At 36.3% G+C, this 16,419-nt stretch carries 18 protein-coding genes; 12 read left to right on the top strand and 6 right to left on the bottom strand.

Going from position 1 to position 16,419, the window contains the following annotated elements; all coding sequences use genetic code 11:
- Nucleotides 1-234: 234 nt before the first annotated feature.
- The gene (locus tag I6E82_RS05570) at nt 235-3,075 is read right to left on the bottom strand and encodes a TonB-dependent receptor plug domain-containing protein (RefSeq protein WP_101217008.1); all 2,841 of its coding nucleotides are present in this window, start codon (nt 3,073-3,075) and stop codon (nt 235-237) included.
- Between the two features lie 556 nt (nt 3,076-3,631).
- Here I6E82_RS05570 and I6E82_RS05565 point away from each other — a divergent pair.
- Both I6E82_RS05565 and I6E82_RS05560 read left to right on the top strand, forming a co-directional pair.
- Nucleotides 3,632-4,021, top strand: a complete 390-nt coding sequence (locus I6E82_RS05565) for a cytochrome b562 (RefSeq protein ID WP_101217007.1) — start codon at nt 3,632-3,634, stop codon at nt 4,019-4,021.
- 83 nt (nt 4,022-4,104) lie between these two features.
- Nucleotides 4,105-4,491 carry an OsmC family protein gene (locus I6E82_RS05560; protein WP_024591728.1) on the top strand — a complete coding sequence of 129 codons (387 nt, stop codon included), beginning with the start codon at nt 4,105-4,107 and terminating at the stop codon, nt 4,489-4,491.
- Between the two features lie 63 nt (nt 4,492-4,554).
- On the opposite strand, the gene ykgO is transcribed toward I6E82_RS05560, so the two are convergent.
- A complete protein-coding gene (gene ykgO / locus I6E82_RS05555) occupies nt 4,555-4,689 on the bottom strand; it encodes a type B 50S ribosomal protein L36 (RefSeq protein WP_002958669.1) in 135 nt (44 codons plus the stop codon).
- On the bottom strand, nt 4,686-4,952 hold the full coding sequence (locus tag I6E82_RS05550) for a type B 50S ribosomal protein L31 (RefSeq protein ID WP_007580864.1): 267 nt from the start codon (nt 4,950-4,952) through the stop codon (nt 4,686-4,688). Before I6E82_RS05550 ends, ykgO begins: the two co-directional genes overlap by 4 nt.
- 241 nt (nt 4,953-5,193) lie before the next feature.
- On the opposite strand from I6E82_RS05550, the gene I6E82_RS05545 reads away from it, so the two are divergent.
- A complete protein-coding gene (locus tag I6E82_RS05545) occupies nt 5,194-5,463 on the top strand; it encodes a hypothetical protein (protein WP_007580861.1) in 270 nt (89 codons plus the stop codon).
- 328 nt (nt 5,464-5,791) lie between these two features.
- Nucleotides 5,792-6,754: a sensor domain-containing diguanylate cyclase gene (locus I6E82_RS05540; protein WP_197117057.1), complete on the top strand. Its 963-nt coding sequence runs from the start codon at nt 5,792-5,794 to the stop codon at nt 6,752-6,754.
- A gap of 74 nt (nt 6,755-6,828) precedes the next feature.
- On the opposite strand, the gene I6E82_RS05535 is transcribed toward I6E82_RS05540, so the two are convergent.
- Both I6E82_RS05535 and I6E82_RS05530 read right to left on the bottom strand, forming a co-directional pair.
- On the bottom strand, nt 6,829-7,869 hold the full coding sequence (locus tag I6E82_RS05535; RefSeq protein WP_197117055.1) for a metal-dependent hydrolase: 1,041 nt from the start codon (nt 7,867-7,869) through the stop codon (nt 6,829-6,831).
- 107 nt (nt 7,870-7,976) lie between these two features.
- On the bottom strand, nt 7,977-8,864 hold the full coding sequence (locus tag I6E82_RS05530; RefSeq protein ID WP_008168484.1) for a LysR family transcriptional regulator: 888 nt from the start codon (nt 8,862-8,864) through the stop codon (nt 7,977-7,979).
- Between the two features lie 116 nt (nt 8,865-8,980).
- Here I6E82_RS05530 and I6E82_RS05525 point away from each other — a divergent pair, with 116 nt between their 5' ends.
- From I6E82_RS05525 to I6E82_RS05490, 8 genes are all read left to right on the top strand, one after another.
- Nucleotides 8,981-10,153, top strand: a complete 1,173-nt coding sequence (locus I6E82_RS05525; protein WP_024593033.1) for an MFS transporter — start codon at nt 8,981-8,983, stop codon at nt 10,151-10,153.
- A gap of 417 nt (nt 10,154-10,570) precedes the next feature.
- Nucleotides 10,571-11,386, top strand: coding sequence for a 2,5-didehydrogluconate reductase DkgB (dkgB, locus tag I6E82_RS05520; protein ID WP_165722730.1), 816 nt, complete (start codon nt 10,571-10,573; stop codon nt 11,384-11,386).
- Nucleotides 11,387-11,465: 79 nt separating this feature from the next.
- Nucleotides 11,466-11,753: a putative quinol monooxygenase gene (locus I6E82_RS05515; RefSeq protein ID WP_002958660.1), complete on the top strand. Its 288-nt coding sequence runs from the start codon at nt 11,466-11,468 to the stop codon at nt 11,751-11,753.
- A 342-nt stretch (nt 11,754-12,095) separates the two neighbouring features.
- Nucleotides 12,096-12,506: a hypothetical protein gene (locus I6E82_RS05510; RefSeq protein WP_197100571.1), complete on the top strand. Its 411-nt coding sequence runs from the start codon at nt 12,096-12,098 to the stop codon at nt 12,504-12,506.
- Between the two features lie 107 nt (nt 12,507-12,613).
- A complete protein-coding gene (locus I6E82_RS05505) occupies nt 12,614-12,904 on the top strand; it encodes a hypothetical protein (RefSeq protein WP_165722732.1) in 291 nt (96 codons plus the stop codon).
- A gap of 414 nt (nt 12,905-13,318) precedes the next feature.
- A complete protein-coding gene (locus I6E82_RS05500) occupies nt 13,319-13,663 on the top strand; it encodes a hypothetical protein (protein ID WP_197117053.1) in 345 nt (114 codons plus the stop codon).
- A 456-nt stretch (nt 13,664-14,119) separates the two neighbouring features.
- A complete protein-coding gene (locus I6E82_RS05495) occupies nt 14,120-14,524 on the top strand; it encodes a hypothetical protein (RefSeq protein ID WP_002958658.1) in 405 nt (134 codons plus the stop codon).
- Nucleotides 14,525-14,662: 138 nt separating this feature from the next.
- Nucleotides 14,663-15,427 carry a 2-keto-4-pentenoate hydratase gene (locus I6E82_RS05490; protein ID WP_197100567.1) on the top strand — a complete coding sequence of 255 codons (765 nt, stop codon included), beginning with the start codon at nt 14,663-14,665 and terminating at the stop codon, nt 15,425-15,427.
- A 73-nt stretch (nt 15,428-15,500) separates the two neighbouring features.
- Here the strand turns inward: I6E82_RS05490 and I6E82_RS05485 are convergent, their stop codons facing one another.
- Entirely contained in the window at nt 15,501-16,364 is an 864-nt protein-coding gene (locus I6E82_RS05485; RefSeq protein ID WP_197117051.1) for a delta-class carbonic anhydrase, read from the bottom strand.
- Between the last annotated feature and the right edge of the window lie 55 nt (nt 16,365-16,419).

The raw sequence follows: 16,419 nt of genomic DNA, 5'->3' as shown, positions 1-16,419 counted from the left end.
GTTAATAATGAACTTTGTAGGGGGGTTATCATTACTTTTTAGGGAAGGGTTATTTAGTTAAAAATCTTTTAAAGAACACTTATTGAACTTTAATGTTTTATTTGTGTGATTTTTTTGTTTTTATAAAGTGATTTTAAATACGTATCTTTTGTTACTCATAAATCTAAAATGAGTAAATTTCATCTTTAAAAAGTAAAAAGGCCCAATTAAGGGCCTTTATATTAACAATTAAACTTACATGCTATATGAAAAAGTAATGTAGCCAAAACGTCCAATATTGTCGTAGCTAGCGCTTCCGCTTCCATCACCACGTGTGCCATAAGGTAGTTCACGATTGAATAGGTTATCAACGCCCACTTTTAAGCCAACACCATTGTCAAAGTTATAACCAACTGTCATATCAGTAATTATGTATGTACCAAAAGTAGTTAAACTATTTGGGTTAGGGTTATCGCTTAAATCTTGGTCTGTGTATAAGCTTACTTCTTCGATATAACGAGTGCTTAAAGATGTGTATAAGTTCTCGTAGCTGTATTCGATATTTAAGTTAGCTTGCCATTGCGCTTCACCTGTAACGCCTGCATATTCAATGTAGTCGCTAGGTTCATCTTGGAATGGAAACTCTTTACGCTCAATCAAATATGTACCAATAAAGCGCGTTTTAAAGCTACCTTCAAGCGCATCAAAGTCGTAACCTAACTCAAAGTCAACACCAGATGCTTCTTGACCTGATACATTAAGTACTGAGTTTTGAATTAGCGAAATCTCACTGTTTGCATCACGTGTAATAAGGCTACAATATTGATTCGAAATACCTGAGCCGCTATCAACACAACGATCTAGGATATCTTGTGCACTGATAGTCGAGATTGCATCTTCAAGCTCAATCTTCCAGTAATCGATAGTTAGTGTTGCGTTTTCAATAAACTCTGGTTGGTACACTAAACCAATAGTAGTACTTGTAGACTCTTCACCTTTTACATCACGGTTACCACTTTGTAAACCTTCAAGTGTTTGTGAGTCATAGTCAGAATCAAAACCTTCTGGAACACCTAATGCAGCACAGTTGGCACGGCGTGTACTACTGTTTTGTAAATCATTTAAGTTGTCAGCTTGACAAGGATCGTCAACATTGTAAAAAGTTTGGCTCGGTGCACCAAAAATTTCACCAATATTTGGCGCTCTTAGCGCTTCTGATTGAGTTAAACGAAAACGAAGTTCATCGTTTAGAGTCCAATCAAGTCCTAATTTCCAGCTAGTTGCATCGCCAATTGTGCTGTAATCAGCATAACGTACAGCAGCATCTAAGACTAAGTCTTGAACAAATGGCATATCAGAAAGTAGTGGAATTGATACTTCTGTAAAAATTTCACTTACATCAAAGTCGCCTTTGTCTTCGCCAAGTGCATTAAAGAAAGTACCTTCAGCATTGTTTGGTTCTTTCGTTTCACTTTCTTCTTTACGGTACTCAACACCAAAAGCCATACCTACATAACCTGCAGGTAATTCAAATAATGCACCATTGGCTAAAGAAGCAGATACTACAGTTTGAGTGATTTCTGATGTACCTGTAGAAACTGTATTAATGTAGTCAATTGCAGCATCACTTGGCGCACCAAAGCCCATGATATTTACAGGAACACAGCCCTCTGCTTGTGCTGCTTCACTTCTACACACAATGTTACCATTGCCATCATCTACGGCATCAAGTGCGTTAGAGTAGTTTTCGAGAATCATATTAGCGCCATTAACGCGCTCTAATTCTGTTTTACCACGTACAATAGATGCATCTAAATCCCAATCATTAAATACCGTACCTTTAAGGCCTGCTACAAATCGAGTTGTTTCGCGTGTATTGTTTTCAATGCGGCGACCTAAATCAGTCATCATACGAAGTACATTTATTGATTCAACACCAGCTTCTTCCATAAGCGTCTTAACGCTAGAATCCAAGAATGCGTTGTCTATTTGTATTGTATTACGAGGGTCGCCAAAGAAAAACGCAGGTTGCCCAATGCTTTCGCCTTCGCTGTTCACATATTTAGCTTCAAAATATGCATTAATATCTTCAGTTACATCATAGTTAACTTTAAAGTTTACGTTGTAACGCTCAAATTTTGGTTGTATTTCATCAAACTGCGCTAGGTTAAACGAATCACAATTTGCACATAGAAGACCGTCAACATTATCACCGGTATAAATATCACGTTGAGAGCCATCAGCATTAAATGTATTTACATAACCACTACCTAGGTTAAATACACCTGCGTTATTAATCGCATAGTAACCAGCATTTGATGTATAAATTTTATCTGGGAAATTTGGATCGTCTTTATTTGAATCGTTTTGAGCTTGGTTACGTAGGCTTGAGTATGAACCGTCAGTCCAAGGGTGATCTAATGCATTTAAAGAGTCTTGAGCTGAGTATTCAACTGCAAATGCAGCATTACCACGGCCATCATCAAAGTTCTTACCATATGAAAAGGTTGCCTTTTCATTGTTGTAGTCACTTAGATCAGAAACGCCTTTAGTTACAGTAAAGTCTAAACCTTCTATGTTATCTTTTAAGATAAAGTTAACAACACCTGTTACAGCATCAGCACCATAAACAGCAGAAGCACCGCCAGTTACAATTTCTACACGTTCAACCCATACGCTCGGTATGGTATTAGTATCAACAGATTGTGAACCAGCTGAGCTCGAAACGTGGCGTTTACCATTAACAAGTACAAGCGTACGGTCAGTACCCATGTTACGTAAATCAAGAATATTTAGGCCTGCAGTACCAATAAAGCGGCCTGAGTTTGCTAAAGAATATGTATTACCTAGTGCAGGTAGTTTATTTAACGCTTCACCGATATTTACTGCACCGGTATTAAGAAGTTGTTCGCCAGTAATTACAGTTACTGGTGCCGGTGCAATTGCACCTACTCGACTAATTTTTGAACCAGTTACTTCAACTCGTTCTATTTTTGTATCCTTAGCATCTGCTGCAATAGCAGTATGTGACAAACCAATTGCACTTAAACAAAGAGCTGTTTTTATGCTGCGTGAGAGTTGGTTATAAGATTTCATGTTATCCCCTAGATGAATTATTTGTTTTTTTAAAACTTAAGTGCAATATAAAATTCATGTTAGTAATTATTTGTATACAAAATTTACATCGCGTACCCATGTTTAACACTTGCAGGTATTTAGGCAATAAATTATCGCTGAATCTACAAAAAAAGAAGATAAGACGATTGTTAAAATATAGTTAAAACAATGGTTTAAAGTGTTTCAGTTAACTTTTGGTTTATATTATTAGCAATGTTTTTTTGTTTTTTATCTTGTTTGCCTTTTTTTTATTTTTTTAGCTGTTGATTTTTAATGATATAAATAGGAATCTAATTTTATCTTTGGTTTAGTTGTTGTGTTTTATGGGATTGTTTTTTGTGACTTTTAAGGTTTTATATCTTAGCGGTATAGCGTGATAACCCATTTCCATAAGTTTAAAGATTAAGCTCTGTCTTTTACGTCTAATACAAACTGTAAAGGGGCTTTACAGATAGCTTCCAAAGTTCAGAGTAGTAGAGTTACTTTTTTTACTTTAATTGATACAATTAGGCGTCTTTCATTCATAAGGTTGTTCATGAAATATTTCTTATTAAATATTGCGTTATTATTTAGCTCATTGGTTTTAGCCGAGGAACCTGTCGATCTTGAAGTAAATATGAAAAACACGGGCCTTGCATATAAACAAGCGGTGCAGGCAACTCAACTTAGTGAATTTAATACTGCGATTGATGAATTTATAAAGCTGGTTAAAGTGAGTAAAACAGGTAAGTTTTACAAAAAACCTGAGCAGTCATTGCAGGGCCTTGATAAAGTGATTGCTCAAGCTGAACTTGCAAAAAAAGCAGCAAACGAGCAGGGGCTAAGTGCGGCAAAAGAACCACTGAAAAATATAGATAATTTACGTAAAAAATATCATGAGTTACACGAGCCTCCAGGGTTCTTTGAATTACTGTTCGGTTCATAAACCTAGACTATATGTGTCTTTAGTAGCTACTTTTAAGCTAATTGCGTTAAAGGTATCTGCAGCAATAAATATAAGGAAACACAATGGAAATTTCAGTTTCAATGTTAGAAGGCCAAAAGCAAAGCGCTAAATTTGGCGACCTAGAAGTAATAAGCGATCAAAGCGTAAACGCTGGTGGCAATGCAGAGTATCCAGAACCGTTTGATTATTTTTTAGTAAGTATGGTTTTATGTGCAGGTTTTTATGCGCGTAAGTTTTGCGAGCAGCGTGATATTTCAACGCAAGGTATGACGCTTACTCAAAATAACGAAAATGTAGATGACAACGGTAAAAAGCTATTTTCAATTGAGATTAACTTACCAGAAGGCTTCCCTGATAAATATAAAAAGGCGCTTATTGCAGCCGTTAATACCTGTACGGTAAAAAAAGTAATTCAGGCAGTGCCAGAGTTTTCAGTCGTGGTAAAATAGTCCCCCCTAAATTAGGTAGCTTAAGCAAGCTACCTAATTATATGTTGAGCATCCCCGTTTAACTTATTTCTTTTTCATTCCTTGTACTGCTTTAAAGCGTGGGTTGTTTTTACAAATTACAAATACGCGGCCTTTGCGTTTTACAATTTGACACCCCGGACGTTGCTTAGCACTTTTAAGAGAGCTTAATACTTTCATACCTTTTCCTTTTTAACAGTCGATAAACTTTTAAAACGACGATTAAACTGCGCAACGCGGCCATCTGTAGCGGTTGTTTTTTGCTTGCCTGTATAAAATGGGTGCGAGTCACTTGATACATCAATAGGTACGTATGGATATGTATTACCGTCTATTTCTACTGTGCGGCTCGTTTTTATGGTTGAGCCAATAATAAAGTAAGAATCGGCAGCGGTATCGTGAAAAGCAACCACGTGGTAATCAGGATGAATATTTGGTTTCATAATACGCCTCAATAAATGATATGTGATAGTATATCATTTTAATTTAACGTATTTATTCTCCCATTGCAAATTATTTAAATGTTCCTCAAAAAGGCCGTAATTGCTGGCTATTTGCGCAAACAAATCAAAAAATAAGCACTTGAATCAAAAATGCTGGCTATTGGCGTTTAGGCTGTTATAACTATATTTAAGAGTTAAAACGTTAACAAATACGGTTATAAAGTTATTACAGAGGTTATGTATGAGTGACGCAACACAACAACAAGAACAAATTGATCAAGGGGTGATGGAAACCCTAAGAGAGCGCGACCACAGTACCTTGGCGCAACAAGTAAATCCTTTAACCTGCAACCACAATGATATTGTAGAGTTACTAGCAAGGTATATGGCACTAAGCGAGCAAGAAGATGATGAGCTGTTTGATGATTGGTTTGATAACCTAACTAAAGAGCAACATACTGTTTTAAAAGTATTTGAAGTTTACCGTGGACAATATGAGCACCAAAATTAAAGTGTTTATTTTTGTAAGTATGCCAAATCCAGTGGTTATTTAAATAAAACTAAATAGCCACTACTACTTTTTCATTAAAGAGTAGCTATGTTGTATCAACCACTACTCCCACCTGTTTAAATCATAATTTTTTGCGGATTGAATCTTATCTTTATTTAGGCACGACTTACTGATATTTATAAATATTTATTTATTGCTATTTTTAGGTAATGTTCTAGTTTGAATAGGCAGACTGTTTATAGTTTAAATAAGTTTATCGGATTATATACTCGAAAATATTCGCTCCAGTTTCGTAATTTATAAAACATTTAAAATTAATAGAGCTTTAATGATTAAACCTGAGATTCCAAATAACGAAGCTGAGCGATTACACGCGCTTAGAGCATTAAAAATTCTAGATACGTCTCATGAAGAGCGATTTGATCGTGTTACTCGTATTGCCAAGCGTATGTTTAATGTTTCTATTTCATTGGTTACTTTGATTGACGAAGACCGCCAGTGGTTTAAATCAAGACAGGGGCTCGATGCGCCTGAGCTTCCTCGCGAAACCTCATTTTGTGGCCACACCATAAATCAAGACGAGTTATTAATAATCCCAGATACAGCTCAAGACGAAAGGTTTTTTGATAACCCCTTTGTTACAGGCGATCCTAAAGTACGCTTTTATGCAGGTTTTCCTTTAAAATTAAGGGAGGGAGTCATTATAGGCACTTTGTGCCTTGCCGATAATAAACCTAGACAACTCAATGATGAAGAAAAACAATTACTAAGAGATTTAGGCACGTTAGTCGAGCGAGAAATTCAATCAATTCAACTAGCCACAATTGATGAGTTAACAAGAATCTCTAATCGACGTGGCTTTTTAAACCTTGCCGAACATACGCTAAATGTATGTAGGCGAAATAAAGTATCAATGTCGTTTATATTGTTTGATCTCAATAAGTTTAAACAAATTAATGATGTTTATGGACACCACGAAGGCGATTTTGTATTGAATAAATTTGCGCAAATTATGCTTAGTTCATTTTGTGATTGTGAAGTAATAGGCAGACTTGGCGGAGATGAGTTTGTAGTAATGCTAAGTGATTTAGATGAAACAAAAGCTGAGTTTGTTTTACAAAGGTTTGCGGATGCAATTGCGCATGCCAATAATACCTTAAATAAGCCTTATAAAATCGATTACAGTGTAGGGGTAACACACTTTAAATACGATACAGGTAAATCGGTTGAGGATATGATTCAAGATGCTGATGTTGCAATGTATCAGCAAAAAAAGCAGCAATCACTTTAGTGAGCTATTTAGTTTAATTGCTGCTTGAACTTCACTTAACTTCCTCATGCTAGTACGAATCTTATAATAGGTAGTTATTGGCTATTGCAGTCATTTTTTGCAGAGGGTGATGCTAAAGACACATTTGGTTGCCAAATCCTGTCCCATATTTTATGAAGATTGCTTAAGTTTGGTCTTTGACTTATTTTTTCAAAGTTACCAATGCTCACCTCTGAATCATTTTTTTGACCCACTACAAAATTAAACACATAGTTGCATTCCATGCCCATACGTAAATCAGAAAGTACAATATTGCTTTGCTGTTGACGCACCGAATAAAACCCTTTAGTAAACCACTGCAAGCGTTTTATAGCCCATTCATCGCTAATATTATTTAACAATGAAGGCGTTGTTTGATAAGGCGTTAATGTAACATCGCTGGGCGCGTCAAATACTGATGCATAACCTTCGTAGTATTGTCCGTCAGACATCACAACAATACGCCACAGCATAGTGGTTAGCGGGGCAGGCGTACTAATATAAGCATTTACTGCTATTTGCCTGTTGTCGAGTGCTGTTTTTACCTTGTCATCAATACTTACTTTTAAAATTAAAGCGCAAAATAAATATAGACTACTTAAAACTAAGGCCGCTGCATTTATACGATAAGCCGTTGCTGCTTGTATTTTGGGTATTAGCGTACATATTACGCCAATTAATAAAGGAAGCGTGTAAGCGGGGTCAATAATAAACACACTAGAAACCGCAAAGGGGTACTCAGTAAAAGGCCAAAGTAATTGTGTACCGTATACCGTTAGGCTGTCTAATATGGCATGTGTAGATAAACTTAAAAATACTAGCCAAAACCAGCGCACTTTATAAATTTGCATTCCCGCGTGTATTTTTAATATTAGCCATACAATGAGCGGACTAATTAATAAATGTATTAATAACGAATGACTAAAGCTACGGTGATAAGTAAATGCTTCTACAGAGCCACCATAAGGCAAAAATACATCTAAATCAGGGAGTGTGCCTAAAATTGCTCCCCATAAAACGGCTTTTCGACCTATTTTATTGCCTAATACCGCATAACCTACAGCACTACCTAATGCTACCTGCGTTAAAGAATCCATTTTGATTAATACCTTTAATTACGACTTTTATTATTTATACTTTTTGATTATTCAAAAGCGTCAAAAAATAATGTGAAATATTTGATAAGCACATCAATGCCCAAAATTTATAAACTAAGCCTGGGTTTTATAAAATCTAAAAATGCTGTAATGCGAGACGATACCGCACTGTTTTTATAATACACGGCTTGTACAACCTCTCGGTTATTAGGTGAGCTAACTGCACTGGGTAACACTTCAACTAATTTACCTGTTTTTAGGTCATTGCCAATCATAAAGTGAGAAAGTAGCGCAACGCCTTGGTTTGCAATACATAGTTGGCGCACTGTTTCGCCGCTGCTTGCGCTAAGCGAAAACGTAAATAAAGCGGGCCTTACTAACGGCCAAGTGTTTAATTTAGGGGAGTCACTAAAACCAATTATCTTGTGATTTTGTAAGTCATCTATTTGCGTAATTGTTGCGTTGTTTTTTATATATTCTGGGCTGGCTACAATACGTAACTGGCTGCTGCCAAGTTTACGAGCATGTAAATTTGAGTCTTTTAAATCACCAATGCGTATGGCTAAATCGGTTTTATGTTCAAGTAAATCAATAATGCTGTCGTGTGAGGTTATATCAAGCGTTATGTGGGGGTATTGCTTGGCAAATTCGCCAATTAAAGGCGTAAGTTGGTGCAATACAAAAGGGCTTGCCGCATCTATTCGCAGCTTGCCACTTGGCGCGTGTTTTAAAAGCTTTATGGCTTCTTCACCAGTATAAAGCGTATTTAACCCTTCGCGCGCATATTTTATAAAAGTATGGCCTTCTTCGGTAAGCTCTAATCGGCGCGTTGTTCTGTTTAGTAAAGTGCATTGCAGTGTATTTTCAAGGCGTGATACAGCTCGCGACACTTTAGCCACCTGTTGATCGAGTAAATTAGCCGCTCCCGAAAAGCTTCCGCAATCTACTACCGTTATAAATGTTTCTAAATCTTCAGTTTTTGAATGAACAGCCATAAGTATACCAACACCATCTTTGCATTATTAACAAAAGTATTTTGTCACTAATGCTATTTTTTGCAAATGATATTTTAGCCAAACTACATTCTTCAAATATTAATGAGGATATAACTATGCCATTGGCTTTGTGGGCGCTTACCTTAAGCGCATTTGCAATAGGAACAACTGAGTTTGTAATAGTGGGATTAGTACCCACCATTGCAAACGACTTAGGCGTAAGCCTACCTTCAGCAGGTTTGCTTGTAAGTTTATATGCGGTTGGCGTTGCCATTGGTGCGCCGGTGCTAACAGCTTTAACGGGTCGTTGGAATCGTAAAGTGGTACTAATAAGCTTAATGGGCTTATTTGTTTTAGGTAACTTACTCGCTTGGCAAGCGCCAAGTTACGAAACATTAATACTTGCGCGCATTTTAACGGGGCTTGCCCATGGTGTGTTTTTTTCAATCGGATCGATGATTGCCACAAGTCTAGTAAGCAAAGACAAAGAAGCCAGTGCAATTGCAATTATGTTTACCGGGCTTACTGTAGCACTAGTAACTGGTGTGCCACTAGGTACATGGATTGGACAACACTTTGGTTGGCGTGCAACGTTTTTAGTTGTGTCGGTATTAGGTTTAATTGCATTAATCGGCAGCTCTATTTTAGTGCCAAAAAACTTAAAACAATCAATACCAGCCACGTTTAAAGAACAACTACAAGTAATTGTAAAACCGCGTTTATTACTCGTGTATTTAATGACGATATTGGGATACGGCGGCACGTTTACAGCGTTTACTTATTTAGCACCTATTTTAGAGCAACAAACAGGTTTTGCGCCTTCGGCTATTGCTTTAATAATGCTTGTTTACGGTGTATCGGTAGCGATAGGTAATATTTGGGGTGGAAAGTTGGCCGACAAACGCGGCCCAATTAGCGCACTGAGCATTATATTCAGCGCTTTGAGTATTATTTTACTGATATTTACTTTTACGATGGAATCAAAAATTGCTGCTGTACTTACTATTTTAGTCTGGGGCGCATTTGCTTTTGGTAATGTGCCAGGCTTGCAACTTTATGTAGTAAAGCAAGCACAAAAGCACACGCCAAATGCGGTAGATGTTGCATCAGGTTTAAACATAGCCGCATTTAATATTGGTATTGCACTTGGCTCAATTATTGGTGGTAGCGTAGTAGAGAACATGACCCTGCAAGATACAGCATGGATAGGCGCCGTTATCTCTGTTTTAGCACTTGGTGTTACACGCTACAGCGGTATGCTTGATAAACGTGAAATTCAGCAAGCATAAAGCCTTAGCAGGGTCTGTTGACCTTTTAGGATTAAATTTGTTCAATCTAGGGAGGATTTAATCACGGAGCGAGGTTTGTAACCTAGTGGGCTAAGTAAAAATCGAGGGACAAAGAGTAAATCCACCCTAGGAAGAACCTACAGGCAGCGCGTATTTGGCATTTATGCTGCGTTATCGCCTATTAATGTGGAACAACCACACTGCATAGGCTCTGCCTTGCCTAAATACCAAATACACTGCTGCAAATGTAATCTCTAAAGATTAACAGACCCTAACCTTGAAACTAAAATTAATGACCTCATACCTGTTATGAGGTCATAGATTTTTAAGTGACAGTCGTAATAAGAAGTAAAAGGTGTATTTCGTAAAACTTTTAAAAGTTTGTATTTCAAACCGATTATTTTATAAGGATAAACCATGACAAAACGTGTAATAGAAATGCCAGAACTCGGTATGGGAACATTCCGCTTAGAGGGCGACACTGCCTATAACTCAGTAAAAATGGCACTCGAAGTTGGGTTTCGCCATATTGATACTGCACAAATTTATGGCAACGAAGAGCAAGTAGGCCAAGCTATAAAAGATAGTAATATTCCGCGCAGTGAAATATTCTTAACCACCAAAGTGTGGAATAACAAATTAAATAAAGGCGACTTTATCCCAAGCGTTAAAAAGTCACTTGAAAAGCTACAAGTTGATTCGGTCGACTTACTGCTAATTCATTGGCCATCGCCTGCTAACGACGAGCCAATGAGTGAATACCTCACTGAATTACTAAAAGCGAAGCAGCTTGGTTTAACTAAGCACATTGGTGTATCAAACTTCACCATTGCAAACTTAAATGAAGCAATGCAAACGCTTGACTCGCGTGAAATATTTACCAATCAGGTTGAGGTGCACCCATATTTAACTAATACTAAATTACGCGCATTTTGTGCTCAGCACGACATTCATGTAACAGCGTACATGCCATTTGTAGTAGGCAAAGTACTTAAAGATCAAACCATTATCGATATTGCTAAAAAGCACGATGCAAGTCCAGCACAAGTTGTTTTAGCATGGGTTAACGCCAGCGGTATGACGACAATTCCATCATCAACTAAGCGTAAAAACTTAGAAGATAACTTTAACGACCACGTTAAATTAGATGATGAAGACATAGCCCGCATTGATGGCCTAGATTGTGGCGACCGCCAAGCAACACCAGAATTTGCGCCGCAGTGGGATCAGTAAACTTACCTCAAACGCAAAGTTAAACTAAATATTTTAAGGTGTAGATTATCTACACCTTAACTTTTAAGAAGGAATACACATGTTAACGGTTATAGCTGCACTGTCGTGCAAAAATATTGATGCAGATGTGATGCTTACAGCACTTGAAAACTTACAAAAGTCATCGCGCCAAGAAGTAGGGTGCTTACGTTATGAACTATCGGTAAAAAGTGATGATGAACATACCGACTACGTTGTTAGCGAACAGTGGGCGTCTGACGAGCACTTTGAAGCGCATAAAAACGAGCCACACTTTAAAGCATTTGGTACGCAAGTTACTGGGCTTTTAACCAATAGTAGTATTGATGTATATAAATCAATTGGTTAAATTCTTTTTATAGTGCCTATTATGGTACGTATTAAAATACTTAGCTAAATTACATATCATAAAGTAAATACTCAAATAGGTGCTGTTAACCTACATCACCTTTCATTCTTACAGCCCAACCTGCCTAAATACTCAACTTCGCCAATATCAATGAAACCTATTAGGACTCTTTTTTGTTAATTCGCATTCGTAGTGCGTCGAAATCAAAAGAGGTTCATAACTTTATTAAAAGTCGTTTTGATATCACAACCCACTCTAATAAATAGCCTATTTAATTTGTTGTTTACATTAAAATTCTCTGGTGTAAATATAGAAAGATGTAATTTAAGGCATTAAGCATATATGTTCGACTTGAATAGTTTGAAAGGAAAAGTTCTTATAGCTGTTTCATTAAGTCATATTCACGAAAAAGTTCACCTAGCATGGCAAGATAAGAGTAATGAAGGTTTTTTGATTTGCTATGAAATAACCTTAGAATTTGAAGATGGCAAAACTTATTTAATTAAACCGTGTGAAGTTGACGCTATTGGTTATTACCCAAGTTTAGGCTTGAGTATAGAACCTGTAGAAAGAATTGAATTATTGTACCCTTTTAATATTTCAAAACTGCCGAGCCGAATATGCGACATTGTTGAAAGTGATCATTTAGGTGAAGGCGTAGTAAATCAATTTACACTAACTTTTGATAATGAAAAAAATTTTGTTATCAGACATGTTTATCCACCTATGACGATGGGAATTAGAGTAGGGTAAATCTTAGGTAGTAATTTAACTATAAGCCTGGTAGTTGTTAATAGGCTCCTTACTTCTGCATATTTTAACTAACCACTTTCTATTATAAGACGTAAGGTATACGTGACATGTTTGATGAATTCAGATATATCTTGTCAAAAATTGAAGTTAGAGAACACGTTGAATGGGGTGCATCAATTGAATTAATTGATTACGATCACAAGGATTATATTGAAGACGTATTGTGTGAAAAGTTCGGTCTTGAATATGCATTCAGTTCTAATAAAGATATTACGGGAGGATATGTTCTATACTTCTGTAAAAGTGCAACTTCTGATCAAGTCAAAAATGCAGTTGCAAAGATAAATAACTACCATGAATTACAAAGCAGAGAATTCAAGGTAGCACCGTATAAGTAATTAAGGCGAGAAGGGAGGCTAGCCGCTGGCAATTTTCGTCCTTCAGTACTTACCTATTTTACAGCTGAGTTAATTAAACTAATAATGGAGACATGGGTATGGAAATTAATAAATCAAATCAATCTATTCTTATTTTTGTAATCCCTTTATTAACTGCGTATTTCGGATCAAAAGTTATATTTCACTTATTTACTTTTGAGTATCTTGTGTTTACAGATACTTTTGACATTCTAAAGCTACTCATTGATATTAGTGTATTTGGAGTGTTGTTCTATATTAGTTCGCTGGGCGTTGGTTATGTCATCAGAGCTAAAACATAAGTTTTTAATCATTAGCTGGTAAATTGCTAGCTAAAAAATCACAGCCAATAAAGCCTTAACAGCTTTAAACTGTATAATTTATATGGAGATAATAATGAAAAAAATAATCGCAATAATAGCGTTGTTAGGCTTTGTTTCATTTGCACAAGCTAATGATAGTTTTGTAGTAAATGCCAAATTTTATGATAATAAAAACTTAATTGGCTCACCTGTTTTAGTAGTCAATTCAAACGAAGAGGCGTCAGTTTCAGTTGATAATTCGTATAGTTTTGCTCTTACAGTAACGCCAATTGATGATTTTACTGTTAGTTTAGCAACTGACCTAAAACTAGGTGGAAAACATATGGCTCCCTCTTTAGTTGTTGAACTAGGCAAAGAAGCAAGTATTAATCTTGATGGTAAAGAGCTTTCAGTTTTAGTAAGCAAATCAAGTAGCTAATAATACCAACCTGCATAAATCTTTGATCAATTTAACGAATTAAATTGCACTATAACGTCGTTAAAAATTTTTTATTTAGAACAACTAGATATAAAAATTTTTGCCTAGTTCTAGCGTAATTTTCTTAACGTTAAATAGACCCCATATATAAGCAGATTGGTATAAGTTAAAAATTAGGAATGTAACTAATGAGAAACTCAAGAAATGAAATAGTAAAATATGGAGTCTCTTTTGGTACGGCCCTAGCAATTGCTATTTCATGGAGTGCTAATGAGTCTGTGTTATGGGCAATTTTGCACGGTTTTTTGTCTTGGTTTTATGTTATTTGGCATGTAATCACGCGATAAGTGTTTTCGCGTGTGCACTGATTGATTATGTAGACCGCGGTCAATGTTAATAGTCGAGTAATTACCATTTAAAACGATTAAGTTAAAAATATAAAAGGAATAATTAATAATGAAAGGTGCGGGTGGAAGCTCTGGTGGTATTGGGCATTTTTTTATAGGTTTAATTATGATGTGCGGTGGCTTTTATATGCTGCTAAACGCAATTTCGGTGACCTCTAATTTTGGACTAAGTTCTCGCATTTATAGTGTTAATGCTTTAGGTGGCTTTGGCGTTACAGGCGGCATGGTTATGATCCCGTTTATTTTTGGTGTGGGTCTGATTTTTTATAATTCTAAAAATATTTTAGGCTGGGTGCTATCTCTAGGTTCGTTAACCGCACTCATATTTGGTGTTATATCGAGTGTGCGATTTAGTATGCGAACTATGACGTCGTTTGATTTGATTGTTATTATAATTTTAGCGTTTGGCGGCTTAGGGTTGTTTTTACGTTCGCTTAAATCTATTGATACTTAAATAATTACCACGCTTTGTTTTAAATACAATTTTAATTATAGGCATTTAACATGATGTTCTAATGCCTAAGCTAATACATTAATAATATAACCCTTCCTATTTACTGCTTAACCAGTAACGTATTTTAAAGAGATTTATGTGAACAACTCAATACAGCTAAAACTAATTGCTACTCACTTATTAGCACAAAGAGATGAAAACCCAGCACGTTCAAACTTTCCTAAAGAGTTAGTACTAGACTCGACTGACGATGCAATAGAAGTACAAAAGTTGATGATTTACTTAAATGATCAAACTGTATATGGCTGGAAGTGTATGCTGCCTTTAGATAATGGCTCAATTATATTAGCGCCTCTTTTACATGCACCTATAAAACAAGCTGAAAATTGCCCACTGTATACAACAAACAACAAAGCGCTTGTTGAACCAGAAATTGCATTTATTTTGCAAAGCGATTTACCAAGTAATAAGACCTATACAAATGAAGACGTGGATACTGCATTTGCCAGCGCCCACTTGGCACTTGAGCTTATCCAAAAAAGGTTTGATGAAGACACTCCAAGCACGCACATTGAAAAGCTGGCCGATGGTTTATCTAATCAAGGCGTGTATTTAGGCCCACAAATAGATAAAGCCAAAGCGTATAACGCAAGTACTGTAAATATTAACGTTAAGCAAACTGAGTTGGAGTTAAACCTGGCGGGTGTGCATCCTGCAGAGCTTGCGCAGCTTCCACTTTATTGGGCGGTTAATTACTTATCAGCAAAGGGAATTAATTTAAAAGCAGGGCAAGTGTTTATAACTGGTTCTTACTGTGGTGTTGTTGAGCTTAATACCAATGAGCAAACATGTATTACATATGAAGATTTAAATACATTTAATGTGACATTTTTATCCCATTAAGCGTAATACACATTTTAACGGTCATAATAAAACAACCCACTAATTAGCGGGTTGTTTTTTATTTGGCTAAATTTTAATTATTGATTTTAGAGAGTAATGCAGGATTTATTACGAGATTTCGTACGCCGTGAGCATGATCTTCATTAAAGGTGTTACTTTCACACCATTTGCCAACACTGTTTATATCAACCTTTGCTACTTTTGGTTTAACTGACCATGTTACTTGAAAAGGAGAGCCTGTCTCGTTGTAACTAGGACCAGTAGTTGAACCGCTATAAACAACCGGTTTACCCGTATTTGTAGGTGTAGCAATAGCTTGATAGTAACCATTAACAGATGACACGGTGCTTATTTGAGCAAAATCAAGTGCGTTAGCATCGTTTACTAATACATATACTTGGGCTTCAACACGTAGTTGCGGATTTTTAATCGAATCACTTAAACAGCTACCCAAGGTAGGGCCTGGTTTTACAATTGCTGACGTATGAACGTTATGAACCTCAATGGTATCGCCAACTAAAAGCGCGCCGTGATCGCTCGGACAAATTTCAATTTTTGCTGGTTTACTTTCACTTTTAGTTAAAGAGCCTGAATATAAGTAGCCACTTTTAAAGCCTTTTCCATTACCATTTCCGGCATATTTACTAAACTCGCCACCGGCATGTTCAGCATTTTTATGAAAGTGTATATTACATAAGTTCATATTTGATGAAGTTGGAGCATGAGAGAAAACTACGGTGTTTTCGCCTTTATAATTATCAATATTGCGTGGAGATTGTGGGCCAAAGCCTTTATTCTCAGTATTTTTAGCAAGTGCTGCACGCTGCATTTTTATTATGTCGTCATTTGCTATTTCGTTGTTAGCTTTAGCTAGCGTATTAAAAGACAGGATAGTGATTACAGCAGAAATTACACTTATTTTTGTTTTGATTGTCATTGAGTCAGTGCCTTTAAATCATGTTTTACGTAACAATTAAGTTAACAGTTCTTGT

Origin of the sequence: Pseudoalteromonas sp. NZS11 (genome assembly GCF_015864765.1) — a bacterium.
GTDB classification, from domain to species: domain Bacteria; phylum Pseudomonadota; class Gammaproteobacteria; order Enterobacterales; family Alteromonadaceae; genus Pseudoalteromonas; species Pseudoalteromonas arctica.
Note: the sequence above shows the minus strand (reverse complement) of the source record. Positions and strands in the feature narration are given on the sequence as shown.

Coding starts and splice junctions, on each gene's coding strand:
- ykgO (WP_002958669.1), bottom strand. CDS start 4,689: ATGAAAGTATTAAGCTCTCTTAAAAGTGCTAAGCAACGTCCGGGGTGT.
- I6E82_RS05570 (WP_101217008.1), bottom strand. CDS start 3,075: ATGAAATCTTATAACCAACTCTCACGCAGCATAAAAACAGCTCTTTGT.
- I6E82_RS05525 (WP_024593033.1), top strand. CDS start 8,981: ATGCCATTGGCTTTGTGGGCGCTTACCTTAAGCGCATTTGCAATAGGA.
- I6E82_RS05510 (WP_197100571.1), top strand. CDS start 12,096: ATGTTCGACTTGAATAGTTTGAAAGGAAAAGTTCTTATAGCTGTTTCA.
- I6E82_RS05515 (WP_002958660.1), top strand. CDS start 11,466: ATGTTAACGGTTATAGCTGCACTGTCGTGCAAAAATATTGATGCAGAT.
- I6E82_RS05485 (WP_197117051.1), bottom strand. CDS start 16,364: ATGACAATCAAAACAAAAATAAGTGTAATTTCTGCTGTAATCACTATC.
- I6E82_RS05565 (WP_101217007.1), top strand. CDS start 3,632: ATGAAATATTTCTTATTAAATATTGCGTTATTATTTAGCTCATTGGTT.
- I6E82_RS05545 (WP_007580861.1), top strand. CDS start 5,194: ATGAGTGACGCAACACAACAACAAGAACAAATTGATCAAGGGGTGATG.
- I6E82_RS05500 (WP_197117053.1), top strand. CDS start 13,319: ATGAAAAAAATAATCGCAATAATAGCGTTGTTAGGCTTTGTTTCATTT.
- I6E82_RS05495 (WP_002958658.1), top strand. CDS start 14,120: ATGAAAGGTGCGGGTGGAAGCTCTGGTGGTATTGGGCATTTTTTTATA.
- I6E82_RS05530 (WP_008168484.1), bottom strand. CDS start 8,864: ATGGCTGTTCATTCAAAAACTGAAGATTTAGAAACATTTATAACGGTA.
- I6E82_RS05540 (WP_197117057.1), top strand. CDS start 5,792: ATGATTAAACCTGAGATTCCAAATAACGAAGCTGAGCGATTACACGCG.
- I6E82_RS05535 (WP_197117055.1), bottom strand. CDS start 7,869: ATGGATTCTTTAACGCAGGTAGCATTAGGTAGTGCTGTAGGTTATGCG.
- I6E82_RS05550 (WP_007580864.1), bottom strand. CDS start 4,952: ATGAAACCAAATATTCATCCTGATTACCACGTGGTTGCTTTTCACGAT.
- dkgB (WP_165722730.1), top strand. CDS start 10,571: ATGACAAAACGTGTAATAGAAATGCCAGAACTCGGTATGGGAACATTC.
- I6E82_RS05560 (WP_024591728.1), top strand. CDS start 4,105: ATGGAAATTTCAGTTTCAATGTTAGAAGGCCAAAAGCAAAGCGCTAAA.
- I6E82_RS05505 (WP_165722732.1), top strand. CDS start 12,614: ATGTTTGATGAATTCAGATATATCTTGTCAAAAATTGAAGTTAGAGAA.